Origin of the sequence: Alteromonas sp. B31-7, from assembly GCF_015767655.1 — a bacterium.
Classification (GTDB): domain Bacteria; phylum Pseudomonadota; class Gammaproteobacteria; order Enterobacterales; family Alteromonadaceae; genus Alteromonas; species Alteromonas australica.
The window spans coordinates 2551899-2566152 of the sequence record NZ_CP065233.1; the positions used below are offsets into that span (position 1 = coordinate 2551899).

14 protein-coding genes are annotated in these 14254 nt (G+C 46.1%); 4 read left to right on the plus strand and 10 right to left on the minus strand.

The features are described from left to right. Window positions 1-21 precede the first annotated feature (21 nt). The 7 genes from acpP to yceD form a co-directional block, all read right to left on the minus strand. Complete coding sequence (gene acpP, locus IUA53_RS10935; protein ID WP_044056889.1) at window positions 22-261, minus strand: acyl carrier protein; 240 nt, start codon at window positions 259-261, stop codon at window positions 22-24. Window positions 262-458: 197 nt separating this feature from the next. After that, window positions 459-1199: a 3-oxoacyl-ACP reductase FabG gene (fabG, locus tag IUA53_RS10940; RefSeq protein WP_044056888.1), complete on the minus strand. Its 741-nt coding sequence runs from the start codon at window positions 1197-1199 to the stop codon at window positions 459-461. Between the two features lie 10 nt (window positions 1200-1209). Next, window positions 1210-2139, minus strand: coding sequence for an ACP S-malonyltransferase (gene fabD / locus IUA53_RS10945; protein ID WP_044056887.1), 930 nt, complete (start codon window positions 2137-2139; stop codon window positions 1210-1212). 58 nt (window positions 2140-2197) lie between these two features. After that, window positions 2198-3163, minus strand: coding sequence for a beta-ketoacyl-ACP synthase III (locus IUA53_RS10950; protein WP_196897091.1), 966 nt, complete (start codon window positions 3161-3163; stop codon window positions 2198-2200). Then, window positions 3160-4185, minus strand: coding sequence for a phosphate acyltransferase PlsX (gene plsX / locus IUA53_RS10955; protein ID WP_044056885.1), 1026 nt, complete (start codon window positions 4183-4185; stop codon window positions 3160-3162). The genes IUA53_RS10950 and plsX overlap by 4 nt, the downstream gene beginning before the upstream one ends. Window positions 4186-4200: 15 nt before the next feature. Continuing rightward, window positions 4201-4371: a 50S ribosomal protein L32 gene (gene rpmF / locus IUA53_RS10960; protein ID WP_012518206.1), complete on the minus strand. Its 171-nt coding sequence runs from the start codon at window positions 4369-4371 to the stop codon at window positions 4201-4203. A gap of 3 nt (window positions 4372-4374) precedes the next feature. Further along, window positions 4375-4908, minus strand: a complete 534-nt coding sequence (yceD, locus tag IUA53_RS10965; protein ID WP_044058848.1) for a 23S rRNA accumulation protein YceD — start codon at window positions 4906-4908, stop codon at window positions 4375-4377. A 268-nt stretch (window positions 4909-5176) separates the two neighbouring features. Here yceD and IUA53_RS10970 point away from each other — a divergent pair, with 268 nt between their 5' ends. Beyond that, on the plus strand, window positions 5177-5839 hold the full coding sequence (locus tag IUA53_RS10970; protein ID WP_044449451.1) for a Maf family protein: 663 nt from the start codon (window positions 5177-5179) through the stop codon (window positions 5837-5839). On the opposite strand, the gene IUA53_RS10975 is transcribed toward IUA53_RS10970, so the two are convergent. Then, a complete protein-coding gene (locus IUA53_RS10975) occupies window positions 5807-6484 on the minus strand; it encodes an HAD-IA family hydrolase (protein ID WP_196897092.1) in 678 nt (225 codons plus the stop codon). The genes IUA53_RS10970 and IUA53_RS10975 overlap by 33 nt on opposite strands. A gap of 25 nt (window positions 6485-6509) precedes the next feature. Then, a complete protein-coding gene (rluC, locus tag IUA53_RS10980) occupies window positions 6510-7463 on the minus strand; it encodes a 23S rRNA pseudouridine(955/2504/2580) synthase RluC (RefSeq protein WP_044058846.1) in 954 nt (317 codons plus the stop codon). Between the two features lie 736 nt (window positions 7464-8199). Here rluC and rne point away from each other — a divergent pair. The 3 genes from rne (at window position 8200) to IUA53_RS10995 (ending at window position 13570) form a co-directional block, all read left to right on the plus strand. Further along, entirely contained in the window at window positions 8200-11511 is a 3312-nt protein-coding gene (gene rne / locus IUA53_RS10985; RefSeq protein ID WP_196897093.1) for a ribonuclease E, read from the plus strand. Between the two features lie 143 nt (window positions 11512-11654). Continuing rightward, window positions 11655-12692, plus strand: a complete 1038-nt coding sequence (locus IUA53_RS10990; protein WP_196897094.1) for an oxidoreductase family protein — start codon at window positions 11655-11657, stop codon at window positions 12690-12692. A gap of 194 nt (window positions 12693-12886) precedes the next feature. Continuing rightward, entirely contained in the window at window positions 12887-13570 is a 684-nt protein-coding gene (locus tag IUA53_RS10995) for a haloacid dehalogenase type II (RefSeq protein WP_044058845.1), read from the plus strand. Window positions 13571-13615: 45 nt separating this feature from the next. On the opposite strand, the gene IUA53_RS11000 is transcribed toward IUA53_RS10995, so the two are convergent. Beyond that, window positions 13616-14071 carry a GNAT family N-acetyltransferase gene (locus IUA53_RS11000; RefSeq protein WP_044447106.1) on the minus strand — a complete coding sequence of 152 codons (456 nt, stop codon included), beginning with the start codon at window positions 14069-14071 and terminating at the stop codon, window positions 13616-13618. Window positions 14072-14254 lie beyond the last annotated feature (183 nt).

Genomic DNA, 14254 nt, shown 5'->3' on the forward strand with positions numbered 1-14254 from the left:
GTTTTGACACTTGTTAAAGACTTATGCGTCTTTATTAGCGTTGATGTAGTCGATTGCTGACTGAACAGTAGTGATTTTTTCTGCTTCTTCGTCAGGAATTTCTGTATCAAATTCTTCTTCTAACGCCATTACCAACTCAACAGTGTCAAGTGAATCAGCGCCTAAGTCGTCAACGAATGAAGCTTCTGGTTTTACTTCTTCTTCTTTTACGCCAAGTTGTTCAACGATGATTTTCTTAACGCGTTCTTCAATGTTACTCATAATTCTAGGTTTCCCTTAAACGTCACTAGATAGTAAAAGTGCCGCTAGTTTATTTTGCAAGGTCCGCCCTTGCAAGTACCAGTTTAAACTAATTTTCTGGTCAAACCAGCGACATCCCAAATTCTTAATACTCTATTTTTACATCCAAGTTCGGGGAAATACTACCCCAAACTTAGCTAAATTCGCAAAAAAGCGAATTATCCCATGTACATGCCACCGTTTACATGGATAGTTTCACCCGTGATATACGCGGCTCCATCGCTCACTAAAAAAGCAACAGTGGCCGCAATTTCCTCAGGTTCACCTAAACGGTTAGCTGGAATATCTTTTGAAATGGCTTCACGCTGATCGTCAGACAGCGCTTTTGTCATGTCTGTATCGATAAATCCAGGCGCAACAACGTTAATTGTTATACCTCGAGAAGCAACTTCTCGCGCCATGGATTTTGAAAAGCCGATAACACCGGCTTTTGCGGCAGCATAATTTGCTTGCCCAGCGTTACCTGAACTCCCTACCACAGAGCCAATATTAACAATTCTGCCAAAACGTTTCTTCATCATACCTCGAAGTACAGCTTTTGACAGCGTAAATATTGCTGTTAGGTTGGTATCCATAATATCTTGCCATTCGCTCTCTTTCATGCGCATGAGCAAGTTATCGCGAGTGATACCCGCATTATTAACCAATATATCAATGCCGCCATAGCTTGCAGCAATTTCTTTTATGGCCGTTTCAACACTGTCTTTATCGGTAACATTCAGCGCAAGTCCTTTCCCGCCTGACGCGGACAAGTAATCAGTAATTGCCGCAGCACCAGTGTCGCTGGTGGCTGTGCCAATAACTGTTGCACCTTGTTCAGCAAGTTGCGTGGCAATAGCTTTACCTATGCCTCTACTTGCGCCCGTAACCAGTGCTATTTTGCCTTCTAAATGACTCATAGCAATTCCCTTATTGTTTCAGCGCTTCTACGCTCTCAGGCGTATTCACTGCTAAAGAGGCAAGCCCCTTGTTAATTCGTTTGTTTAACCCCGTTAATACTTTACCTGGGCCAACTTCAATCACGCGCTCTACACCGGCATCGGCTAAGTATTGCACTGTGCGTGTCCATTGAACAGGGCAATGTAACTGGCGTACCAGCGCATTTTTTATGCTTTGCTCGTCAGTTTCAATGGTCACATCCACATTATTCACAATGTTGATTGCAGGGGTATGAATATTTAGTGATGCTAACGCTTCTTCAAGCTTATCCGCAGCAGGGCGCATTAACTCACAGTGTGAAGGTACACTAACGGCCAGCGGTAACGCACGTTTTGCACCTGCCTCTTTGCACCCTTGTGCTGCTTTTTCAGCGGCACTTTTCTCTCCTGCAATAACTACCTGACCTGGCGAGTTAAAGTTAACAGGAGCCACAACATCGCCAGTAGCGATAGCCGTTTGTTGGCAAATATCCGCAATGGCATTGTCGTCTAGACCGATAATGGCATACATAGCGCCAGCACCCGCAGGTACAGCTTCCTGCATAAACTGGCCTCTCGCTTCTACTAATTTTACCGCGTCAGTAAAGGCGAGCGCGCCACCACACACTAAAGCAGAATATTCACCTAAGCTGTGGCCTGCCAGATAGTCAACATCTAAACCTTGTTCACGTAAAACTCGCCAAGTAGCCACACTGGCGGTGAGTAACGCAGGCTGGGTTATGTGCGTTTCGTTTAGCTTGCCATCGGTATCATTTTGCACAAGATCCCACAAGTCGTAACCAAGCACGTCAGATGCTTCTTTAAAGGTTGCTTCTATTTGTGGGTAGCTATCAGCTAATTCCTTTAGCATGCCCACACTTTGTGAGCCTTGCCCCGGAAAAACACAAGCTGTCTTAGTCATACGTTTTCCTTATTATTTTTCTATTACTAAAACCACTGAAAAAATTCGATAAAGTAGATTAATAGCGTACAAGGGCAGATGCCCAGGCAAAACCACCACCGAAGGCTTCTAGTAATAAATGCTGACCGCGTTGAATACGGCCATCTCTTATAGCAGCATCAAGGGCTGTTGGCACAGTTGCCGCCGAGGTGTTGCCATATTTTTCTAGGGTTAATACCACTTGATCAAGTGACATATCTAATTTTTTCGCCGTTGCTTTTATAATTCTGAAATTAGCTTGATGCGGCACCAACCAATCTAAGTCAGCTTTTTGCATATCGTTTGCAGCTAGCGTTTGCTCCACCACTTCAGATAACTTGTTCACAGCAACTTTAAAGACTTCATTTCCACGCATTACACCCCAATTTTCGTGCACTGACTGTTCGTCACCACGGGTTGGATTGCCTACGTAGAGAAGATCGCCGTATGAACCTGCAGCATGTATATGCGTAGATAAAATACCAGGTTCATCACTGGCTTCGATTATAGTCGCGCCCGCCGCATCACCAAACAAAATCACCATGGTTCTGTCAGAGGGGTCAATAAGGCGGCTTAGACAATCGGTACCAATAACAAGAATGCGCTTGGCCATTCCTGATTTAATATATTGGTCTGCCACACTTAACGCATAACAATAACCCGCACACGCAGCGGCCACATCAAATGCAGGAATGCCATCTAATGATAAAAGTCGCTGAATTTCACATGCGGTACTGGGTAATGCATAGCGGCCACTGGTGGTCGCGCATACAATCATATCGATAGATTTAGGGTCGATACCTGCCATTTCAATGGCTTTTTTACTGGCTTCATACCCCATGGTTGCAGCAGTCTCATCTGCACCAATAATTCTTCTTTCTTTTATTCCTGTGCGGTCGGTGATCCATTCGTCGCTGGTATCTACCATGCCTTCAAGGTCGGCATTGGTACGTACGTCAGTTGGATAATAACTGCCGGTACCAATAAATCGTGAATATTTGCTCAAAGCTGCTCCAACAATACCGTTTCTATCTTGGTTTTTATTTTGTCCGGAACCTGCATTCGCGCCTCTTGCATTGCCTGAACAATGGCGTAATAAAAGGCGTCTTTAGATGCGTTTCCATGACTCTTGATAACAATGCCGCGCAATCCTATCAGACTCGCGCCGTTATACTGGTCGGGGTTCACACTGTTATAGATAGATTTCAGTAACGGAAAAGCAATCTTGGCCATTAAACGTGTATAAATATTCCGCTGAGAGTGTCTTTTAACCTCACTGACCACCAGTTTCGCTAACCCTTCACTAGATTTAAGGGCCACATTACCGGTAAAACCGTCAGTGACTACCACATCGGCATGATCGGTAAAAATATCATCACCTTCCACATAGCCAATATAATTTATCCCCGGCGCATCTTTAAACAACTGATCGGCAGACTTAACCTGGGCATTTCCTTTAATATCTTCTTCGCCCACATTCAATAATGCCACTCTAGGCGACGCAATCCCCGCAACTTGTTGTGCAAGTACCGAACCCATTACCCCATATTGGAATAAGATATCTGGCGTACAGTTAACATTAGCCCCTAAATCGAGAAGAAGGACTTTGTGATGACTGGCGGTCGGCATCATACTGACAAGAGCAGGCCTATCAATACCAGAGAGTGTTTTAAGAAGATAAAAAGACAATGTTAATAAAGCACCCGTATTCCCTGCACTCACGCATGCATGGGCTTCTTTCGCCTGTACCAGCTCAATGGCTTTTCGCATAGACGAACGTTTTTTATGACGCAATGCAGAGGTAGGCGCCTCGCCCATATCAACAACTTGGTCGCAATGAGACACAACAACGCGACGTCGTTCGGCGTCAGAAAGTACTTGAATAGCGGGATTTATAATAGATTCGTCACCGCACAACGTAAAATTAACGTCGGGGTGGTGTTGGATGGCTTTTATAGCCGCAGATAGGATAACAGGGGGACCATGATCGCCCCCCATGATATCTAACGCAATGGTTAGCTTAGACAAAATGTAGTCGCCGACTTAAGCGCCGATTACTTTTTTGCCTTTGTAGTAACCGTCAGCGGTTACGTGGTGACGACGGTGTGTTTCACCCGACGTTGAATCGACAGACAAAGTCGCGCCTGTCAATGCATCGTGTGAACGACGCATACCACGCTTTGAACGCGTTTTACGATTTTGTTGTACTGCCATAACTTACTCCTGGTCTCGCTTAAGTTCTTTCAAAACCGCGAAAGGGTTTTTTCGCTCTTGTTCCGGTTCAATCTTTCCGAACGACATATCATCTCGTTTCACTGCACACGCCGACTCTGCATGAAGGGGCACAATGGGTAAAGATAACAATAGCTCGTCTTCAAAAATCTGAAGCAGACTAACTTCTCCGTGGTCGTTGACCTCTACCGGTTCGTAAGCCTCGGGAATGATGTCTTCACTCTCTTGCTCTCCTCCCTGCACTGGAGTAAAACAAAAGTCCACGTCAAGTGAGTAGTCAAGTTCACCATTACACCTTTGACAGATAAGTGTTACCTGCGTGCCTAAGTGGCCGTGAAATATAGTAAGACCCTGCGCGTCTTTTTCGAACTGTACCTCAACATCCACATCGTCACTGCATCGGACAACTGCCTCGCTCAATCGTTCCATATCTTTAGACGCCATGATGCCCCGATAATCGGAACGTTTCATAGCACTTTTAGTCGGTTCAACCGAATGAGGGAGTTTCACTTTCTGCATAGGGCGCGCATGATATAGTGTGAACCAAGCAGTGTCAAAGCTTTTATCAGCTTTACTGTCGATAAAACGCCCCTTTCGCAAGTGCCATTTCTAATCGTATTCAAACCTTACCCTACTCAACCTGGCACCCAATGTCATAATTATACTTTCGTTGGCGAAAAATGTTCTACAATAAATGTAGGGCTTCGGCTCGAACCTATTTGTTTTCGTACATTTGTGTATCAGTATGACTTGGTTACAGTGAGGCCGTAGTATGACTCAATCAAATATGCCACAACTTGTGCTTGCATCTTCTTCCACCTACCGCAAGCAACTGCTCGCGAATATCGGTATTCACGTAGAAACCTGCGCACCGGATATTGATGAAACCCCCGAAGATGGTGAATCCCCCATAAATCTAGCAAAACGACTTGCTGCGGAAAAAGCGAAAAAAGTGGCGAGGCTAAACCCAAACAAAATCATTATTGGCAGCGACCAGGTTGCCCTCGTTGATACCGGGGACGGTAAAAAAATACTGGGTAAACCGCATACGGTTGAAAATGCCCTTGCACAACTTACCCTCTGCCAAGGAAAAACCGTTTCTTTTTATACAGCGCTAAGTTTGTGCCAACACTTTGGTGATGGGACGGCCAAACAAAGCCCCAAAGATAAAGAAGAAACTTGTGTCACCCGGGTAGAAGAAACATGCGTTTTCTTTCGCCGCCATAGTCAAGCCCAACTACAAGCCTATATTGATGCCGAACAACCCCTCGATTGTGCAGGTAGCTTCAAATGTGAGGGGATGGGTGTTTTACTCTTTGAGCGTATTACCAGTCGCGACCCCAATACGCTCATTGGCCTACCCACCATGTTGCTTCACAATATGCTAGATAGACACTTTAATATTGACTTGCTCGACTTAGCAACTCAACAACGCTGGGCTTGTCAGTAATAGCGGCTGTAGTTCGCTTACAGAATGCACAACAGCTTTAGGCTGCAGTGCTTCTAAATGAACCTGAGCATGGACACCGTAAGACACGCCTATCCTGTCCATGCCAATGGACTTTGCCATTTGCATGTCGTAGGTTGTATCGCCAATCATCACCGCATCGCTGGCTTGAATATCGAGTTCATCAAGAATTTGCAGCAGCATATCGGGTGACGGTTTAGACTCAGCATCATCAGCACACCGTGAAGTGGTAAAATAGTGCCCTGTATTGGTTTGCTGCCAAGCACGAGATAACCCTCTGCGAGCTTTACCTGTGGCTACAGCCAGAATTGCGCCGCTTTCTCTAAGCGATGCTAGTAAAGATTCAACCCCATCAAATAATGGGCAAGGGGTGGTATCTTGCGACACAAATGCCTCTTTATAGGCTAAGACCAGCCTTTCGGCCAAAGCTTCATCATCGGTATTAAACAGTTGTTTGATGGCAGGCTTTAAGCTGATTCCTATGATATGCCCCACCTCTTCAGCACTAGGCACGGTAACACCGCATTGATCGGCAGCCAGTTGCATACAGTTTATAATTTTGGCAGCGGAATCCATTAGCGTGCCATCCCAATCAAAGATAACGAGTTTGTAACGACTTTCTCTCATGAACGACATCAGGCCTTAGGAGTGATTAAGCATGCTTACTAAGCGCATTTAACGTAGCGCTTAATGTGGCATCCAATGGCGCAGTAAACTTCACCCGTTCCTCAGTACCAGGATGGATAAGAGAAATGCTGTGCGCGTGAAGAAATAACCGGCTCAGGCCAATTTTACGCATTTGGTTATCAAATTCAGCATCGCCGTATTTAGGATCGCCGCCAATGGGATGGCCCGCATGTAAACAATGCACGCGGATTTGGTGAGTTCGCCCGGTAATCGGCGACGCCTCAACAAGGGTAGCCCCTTCAAATTGCTGCAAAATGCGGTAGCGGGTTTCAGAAGGCTTACCATCGTCGCCCACACTCACCATGCGCTCACCTGATTGTAGTGTATTTTTACGTAGAGGCGCTTTCACTTTAAACCGTGTTGAAGGCCACTCCCCTGCAACTAAGGCTTGATAGCGCTTATCCATTTTGCCGGTACGTAATTGTTCATGCATGTGTCGCAATGCCGACCGCTTTTTTGCAATCAGAATACAGCCCGAGGTTTCCCTATCCAGGCGGTGCACGAGTTCCATAAATTTCGCATCAGGACGCAATGCCCTTAACCCTTCAATTAAACCAAAGCTTAATCCGCTGCCACCGTGCACCGCAATGCCAGAAGGTTTATTCATAACCAATATACGATCATCTTCAAATAAAATATGGCTCTCAAGGGAGGCGATTTTATCTAATTTTGGCGAAGGCGCAGGTGCACCCTCAGACACCCTCACCGGAGGGATCCGCACCACATCGCCGTCAGCCAATTTGTATTCGGGTTTAATTCTACCTTTATTCACGCGAACTTCGCCTTTACGCAAAATTCGGTAAATCATGCTTTTGGGCACACCCTTAAGTTGAGTGCGCAGAAAATTGTCAATTCGCTGGCCGGCCACATCTGCGTCTACGGTTACAAATTGTACTTTTTGGGGAGTCTGTTCTTTCATGAGGGGGAGTATACCGCATTGCAAAAGGTCTCTGGAACATAAAACACCCATGGCATGAAAAAAATCCGCCATTTGCCTGCAAAAAAATTAGCTTATGGTTGAACATTTAGCGTTGCTTGCAATTAATCATGCTTTATTTCCCTACAAACCTTGCGTAAATACGCCCTTTGGTGCGATAATGAAGGGTGTTTTTTATTCAGTAATTAATTGATAAAAAATAACATCTCGCAGGGTTGGACACACCATACGGTTTAAGAATACCGCTAATACTCCTCTCTGCGAATAAAGGAGTACTGTTCGTTTTCGGTTTGCATTATTCGATGAATAAGCCCCTTGAAGGGCAGTTTTACACCGAAACAACGAATTATAGAGGCAACGACTACACTGCCGTTAGATAATTCAGATAGTACTCGCGAGCACATAATAAGTTCGCCATTTAGCAAACAGAATTGAATTGACGAAATAAGCAGTGCGCATAAAGGCTGCTTATTTACCTGTAAGAAAGAAATAAGGGCGTGTCGCTCCCGACATCCTTTAAAACAGACAATGCGCAATAAGTTGTAATCCAGCCAAATGAATCGGCACAGGCTTATTGCGTTAAGTTTTAAGATCATGTTTTAGGATAATGCGACGTTACAACAAAGTCCCCGTCCAGCCGTGAGGTTGCGCGGTGAGGGTTTGCACATGTCACTTTAATTTTGTGTCTAAATGGCTGTATAAAACAGAGTTAGATACAATGAAAAGAATGTTAATTAATGCAACTCAACAAGAAGAGTTGCGAGTTGCCCTCGTTGATGGGCAACGTTTGTATGATTTAGATATTGAAAGCCCAGGACACGAGCAGAAAAAAGCCAACATTTACAAGGGTAAAATTACTCGCGTAGAACCTAGCTTAGAAGCCGCTTTTGTTGATTATGGTGCTGAGCGCCATGGCTTTCTCCCCCTCAAAGAAATTGCCCGCACTTACTTCCCTAAAGGTTACAGATTCGAAGGTCGTCCTAACATCAAGGACGTTATCAAAGAAGGCCAAGAAGTTATTGTCCAAATTGACAAAGAAGAACGTGGCCAGAAAGGGGCTGCATTAACCACCTTCTTGTCGTTAGCGGGCAGCTACCTAGTATTAATGCCAAATAACCCGAGAGCAGGCGGTATTTCTCGTCGTATCGAAGGTGATGAGCGTACAGAGCTTAAAGAATCATTAAGCAAACTTGATCTTCCTGATGGCATGGGCTTAATCGTTCGTACTGCGGGTGTAGGCAAGTCTTTTGAAGAACTTGAATGGGATCTTAAAGTGCTATTGAAGCACTGGGATGCCATTTCTGGTGTGGCAGCTGAGCGTGAAGCTCCCTTCCTTATTCACCAAGAAAGTAATGTTATTGTCCGTGCTATTCGTGACTACTTACGTCGCGACATTGGCGAAATCCTTATCGACAAAACCAGCATATATGAACAAGCATTACAGCACATTCAATTGGTACGTCCTGACTTCGCAAACCGCGTAAAACTTTACCGTGGCGAAGTTCCATTGTTCAGTCACTACCAAATTGAAAGCCAAATAGAATCGGCATTTCAACGTGAAGTTCGCTTACCGTCAGGTGGCTCAATTGTTATTGATCCTACCGAAGCACTCACCTCAATTGATATCAACTCTGCCCGCGCCACAAAAGGCGGAGATATTGAAGAAACTGCGCTGAATACCAACTTAGAAGCAGCAGACGAAATTGCACGTCAGCTACGCCTACGTGATTTAGGTGGCTTGGTGGTTATCGACTTTATCGATATGACACCGGTAAGACACCAGCGTGAAGTTGAGAACCGGATGAAAGATGCAGTACGAAGTGACCGTGCTCGTGTTCAATTAGGCCGTATCTCTCGCTTTGGCTTATTAGAAATGTCACGCCAACGCTTACGTCCTTCATTGGGCGAGTCGGCACACCATGTGTGTCCTCGTTGCTCAGGTCACGGCACTATTCGTGGTACTGAATCTCTTGCGCTTTCTATCCTACGTATTCTTGAAGAAGAAAGCATCAAAGAAAACACGGGGCAAATTGAAGCGCAGCTTCCGGTCCCTGTTGCCACGTACCTGCTAAACGAAAAGCGTAAGTCTATCCAGTTACTAGAGAAGCGCCACGGTGTAGATTTATTACTTATCCCTAACGCAAATCTAGACACGCCACACTATCAAGTTCAGCGCCGTCGCCCTGATGACGTGGTGTCAGAAGCGAGCTACGAAGTTGATCTTATGCCTGCGGTAGAAGCAGAAACAGAGACCACAACAGCCGCCCCAGTTAAACGAGAAGAGCCTGCCCTTAAAGGTTTAGTTGCCCCCACTGCGGCACCTGTTGTTGCGCCTAAAGAGGCACCATCGAAGCCTGCAGATGTACCTTCTTTGTTCTCTCGTATTGGTAAATGGTTAAGCGACCTCTTTGGTAGCGAAGAAAGCAAAGAGAAAGAAACCAAGGAACAGCAAAAACCGGCAAGCAAAGGGCACCAGTCACGTCAGCGTAATAACGATGACAGACGTCGTAAGCCTCGGAAAAATAACCGTCGTCATGGTCAGCAACCACAAAACAAAGAAGGTGGTGATCAGGAACAACGTAAGCCACGTCAAGATCAAGACGAGAAACGTAACAACCGCAATCGCAAACCGCGTAAGGCGCAGCAGCCCCGTGATGAGCAACAGACCACTAAGCCGGTAAATAAAGCACAAAGCCAAGACAACAGCCAAGAACCGCAAGCGCAGAAAAAGCGTGAAGTTGCTGAACGTCGTAAGCGTCGTGATACACGCCGCAGTGTTCGAGTGAATAAAGACGAAGATACTCAAGTTCAAGCTAAGAACAAGGTGCCCGCTAAAGCGAAGCCTGTGAAAGCAATGGCGGCTGAGGAAGGCAACGAAAAAGCGCCTAAAACAACCAAGCCAAAAGCGAATGAGTCAACCCCTAAGCAAGAACAGACTCAAGCGCCTAAGAAGCCGAAAATAGATGAGACCGACGTTATTGAATCTAAGGCGCAAGAAGAGGTAACGCCTTCTACACCTAGCACACAAGACGAAAATGCTAACCAGACTCAGGATGAAAATGGTCAGAAACGAGAAGGCAGAGGCCGCTCACGTCGTTCACCTCGTCATGTTCGTGCAGCAGGACAACGTCGTAAGAAGGATGCGCAAAACGCATCAGAAGACGGCGCCAATGTAGAGTCTAACGATACCGCGCAAACCCAAGCAGCAATGCCCGGTAAGTTAGAATCAGAGGTTCAGTCTTCAGGAACAGACGCGCCTGTTGAGCCGCAAGTCGCTGTTGAGTCTACGCCAAGCAATGAACAAAGCGAAGCGCAACCTCAAGCCGCTGAAACGCCAGCAGAAGCTACGTCGCCAGCGCCAGAAGCGAAAGACGTAAGCCAAGCGCCAAGTGAAGAAGACTCGACGCAAGCAGATAAGCCCGGTTTGCTAGAGCCTGCAAGCGAAGAAGCCGCTGATGTTGTGCAAGACGAACTTCAGTTCGATCTTACTTCTCCAGATGCTGATGCCAATGCTAAGCCAGCGAAGCCTCGGGTTAAAGTGCCTGTAGAAGCGCAAGCAACGCCACCTAAGCAAGTTGAAATAGATTTGAATCATGATGGCGATAGCGCTGAAGCACCAAGCGCGCAAGAAAGCAGTGCTGATGTGGCCCCAGAGGTGGTTGTGGAAGAAAAAGCTCAAAGCAGTGATGCTGACGTTGCCGACGAAAAGCCGGTAGCCCCTAAGTCGGTGAAGACATCGGTTATCAACACGAGTTTGGCGGCAAGTAGCTTAGGTAAACGTAGGGCATCTCACCCTATGACATTACCGGCTTCGGTTGATGATGCATTTACTGATGTGGCACTAGTGGCAAAAGCTGATGATACACGTCCTGCCATCACGGTATGTGGCAAACAAGCGCTAATGCGTGATGTTGTTGGAAAGGCATCTGCCCCTACCACGTTGCCGGCAAGCGTAGATGTAGCCTCTCAACATGTTGAGTCAGCAGCTGAAAGTGACGAAGAGACTGAGTCTCAAGCCGCTAACAGCTAATTCCGCTGGCCATTCTTTGGCAAAGTGAAATAAAGACAAAAGCCGCTTAATCAGCGGCTTTTTTGTCACTTCTTTCTTAACACCATTGCTAGCCCTCTTGCGGGTATCAGTAAGGCGCTTTAAAGAATAAGGCTGATGATAAAATGGTTGATGAAGTTAACCCTGAATTTATAAAGTGGCTCGCACAGGCTACCCAATGTGAAGTTAAACACGCCACGCTTATACAACCACTTTGGAGTGAGCAAGGAGCTTGTTTTAGAGCCACCTTATCCCCTGTCGGAACAAGTGCGACAAAACGTGTGGTAGCCAAATGTGCACAACCTAGGCTGGGTAGCCATCATCCTAAAGGCTGGAGCGGCAATACCAGCTTTAAACGAAAATGTCGCTCATTCAAGGTAGAAGCCTACTTTTACACTCACCTTCAACCCTTCACAACGCAAGATTGCAAAACCCCAAAGACCATTGCGCTTCTCCCCTCGCCTGCCGGGCAAAACCAAGAGGAACAACACTCAAACGACACGCTTATTGTGATGGAGGATCTTGCAAATCTTTACTATGAGAAAACCACCATGGAATTATCGCCCGATGATGCCGTTGTTGTACTTAAATGGTTGGCGGCATTTCATGGGCAGTTTATGGGGGTTAACGATAAACACCTATGGCAAGAAGGGACTTATTGGCACCTTGGCACACGGCTAGATGAATTTAACGCCATGAAGGCGAGCCCCCTTAAAGATGCAGCTCATGGCCTATCTACCCGCCTGAATAAGGCAAAATACCATACCGTGCTGCATGGTGATGCCAAAGTCGCTAACTTTTGCTTCACCAGTCACTTATCGCACTGCGCCGCTATCGATTTTCAATATACGGGCCATGGCGTTGGGGTAAAGGACGTCGCCTATTTTTTAGGAAGTGCATTAAGTGAATCTGATCAACTTGCCCACAACCAAGACTTACTAGAGGTGTATTTACAAGCCCTGAAACAAGCACTCAATAATAAGGTGACTATAAAGAGGCATTCTGATCGTGAAATTAATGAAATATTGCAAGAATGGCGAAGCCTCTACCCCTTTGCCTGCGCAGATTTCCATCGTTTTTTAGCCGGATGGTCACCAGATCATTGGAAAATAAATGCGGAGTTAACCAAGCAAACACAACTTGCACTGAACGCGCTGGGATAACCACAGCAGTTCGTCGTACCAGTATGTCGATTGAACGAGGGTGAGTTGGCAGGTAAACCAAAGCCACCTAAATTGAACACTCGTTCAAACTACACGATAGGTTTTTTATGAAACGGTTGCTGCTTATACTTTGCTGTTTAGTTTCACTCCCCTCCCTAGCGCATAATCATGAAACCCATGCCGCTTCTGCTGACATGCTCCCTGCCCCCAAAGTGATATTTTTCGACGTCAATGAAACCCTACTAGACTTAACTGCCATGCGCAGTTCTGTGGGCGAAGCGTTAGGCGGACGCAATGATTTACTACCACTATGGTTTTCTACTATGTTGCATCACTCGTTGGTTGACTCTACAACTCAACGGTTTCATACCTTTGGTGAAATTGGCGTAGCGTCTTTACTTATGGTGGCAGAAATAGAAGGTATAACGCTATCAAAAGAAGACGCCAAAAAGGCAATAGTCACGCCACTGAGAAGCCTTCCTCCTCACGGTGATGTGGTTGAAGGGCTTAAAGCACTGAAAGCGAAAGGCTACACTTTGGTAAGTTTAACTAACTCGTCGAACAAAGGGGTTTACACCCAATTCAAGAATGCCGACTTACTGTCCTATTTTGATAAACGTTTAAGTGTAGAGGACATTAATTTATACAAACCTGACTTGCGCGCGTATGCATGGGCAGCTGAACAAATGCAAATTAAACCCGAAGACGCCATGTTAGTCGCCGCTCACGGTTGGGATATTGCGGGCGCAAAGCAAGCGGGTTGGCAAGCTGCATTTATCGCTCGCCCCGGTAAAGTGCTTTACCCTCTTGCGTTAAAGCCAGACACCGTGGTTTCCGGATTAAATGAACTTGTCGCACAATTGCCTGACGTGAAGTAGCAGCTAGAGAAATCAGTCCTCCCCGTTAAACACAAGCACCGCCCCTTACTGGGGCGTTCTTTTCATATCCACATGAGGTATGCCATCTTCCAAATACATGTCTGAGGTAGGCACAAAGCCGAAACTTTCATAAAACGACAACAGATAGGTTTGTGCGCCAATTTCAATTTCGCTGTTTGGCCAGTAAGATTCACAATACTTGATGGCAGTTTCAATGAGCCGCTTACCCCTGCCGTTTCCGCGATAGTCTTGATGTGTGACAACCCTACCTATGCTGGCCGAAGGGTAGCTAACACCGGGGGGTAACAACCTTGCGTAAGCAACCAGTTTGTCCTGCTCAAATCCCATGAGATGGCGCATGTCGCAATGCCTGTCCTTTTCATCTAGATCAGGATATGGGCAATTTTGCTCTACCACGAAGACATCCACACGAAGTTTTAGTAATTCGAATAGTTGATGCGTCGTTAACGCGTCAAATCCAAGGCTTTTCCAATTTATCATTATTATCTGGGGCGTTTTATAGACGTTTAAGATGGTGCTAAGTTTACCCCAATTCTACTGCAATCAGAACCAACCCCTGATAGCCCACCAGGTTAGTTCATTGCCCTTGCCCTATTATGATGCAGCCATGGGACAAAAATTTCGCAAAATGCTCGCTGAGTTCGGGATTGTCCGCTGATTTTC

What these genes read in the sequence shown, in the direction of transcription:
- fabD (WP_044056887.1), bottom strand. Translation starts at nt 2,139, where the DNA reads ATGACTAAGACAGCTTGTGTTTTTCCGGGGCAAGGCTCACAAAGTGTG.
- rpmF (WP_012518206.1), bottom strand. Translation starts at nt 4,371, where the DNA reads ATGGCAGTACAACAAAATCGTAAAACGCGTTCAAAGCGTGGTATGCGT.
- IUA53_RS11000 (WP_044447106.1), bottom strand. Translation starts at nt 14,071, where the DNA reads ATGATAAATTGGAAAAGCCTTGGATTTGACGCGTTAACGACGCATCAA.
- acpP (WP_044056889.1), bottom strand. Translation starts at nt 261, where the DNA reads ATGAGTAACATTGAAGAACGCGTTAAGAAAATCATCGTTGAACAACTT.
- yceD (WP_044058848.1), bottom strand. Translation starts at nt 4,908, where the DNA reads ATGCAGAAAGTGAAACTCCCTCATTCGGTTGAACCGACTAAAAGTGCT.
- rne (WP_196897093.1), top strand. Translation starts at nt 8,200, where the DNA reads ATGAAAAGAATGTTAATTAATGCAACTCAACAAGAAGAGTTGCGAGTT.
- IUA53_RS10975 (WP_196897092.1), bottom strand. Translation starts at nt 6,484, where the DNA reads ATGAGAGAAAGTCGTTACAAACTCGTTATCTTTGATTGGGATGGCACG.
- fabG (WP_044056888.1), bottom strand. Translation starts at nt 1,199, where the DNA reads ATGAGTCATTTAGAAGGCAAAATAGCACTGGTTACGGGCGCAAGTAGA.
- IUA53_RS10995 (WP_044058845.1), top strand. Translation starts at nt 12,887, where the DNA reads ATGCTCCCTGCCCCCAAAGTGATATTTTTCGACGTCAATGAAACCCTA.
- IUA53_RS10990 (WP_196897094.1), top strand. Translation starts at nt 11,655, where the DNA reads ATGGTTGATGAAGTTAACCCTGAATTTATAAAGTGGCTCGCACAGGCT.
- rluC (WP_044058846.1), bottom strand. Translation starts at nt 7,463, where the DNA reads ATGAAAGAACAGACTCCCCAAAAAGTACAATTTGTAACCGTAGACGCA.
- IUA53_RS10970 (WP_044449451.1), top strand. Translation starts at nt 5,177, where the DNA reads ATGCCACAACTTGTGCTTGCATCTTCTTCCACCTACCGCAAGCAACTG.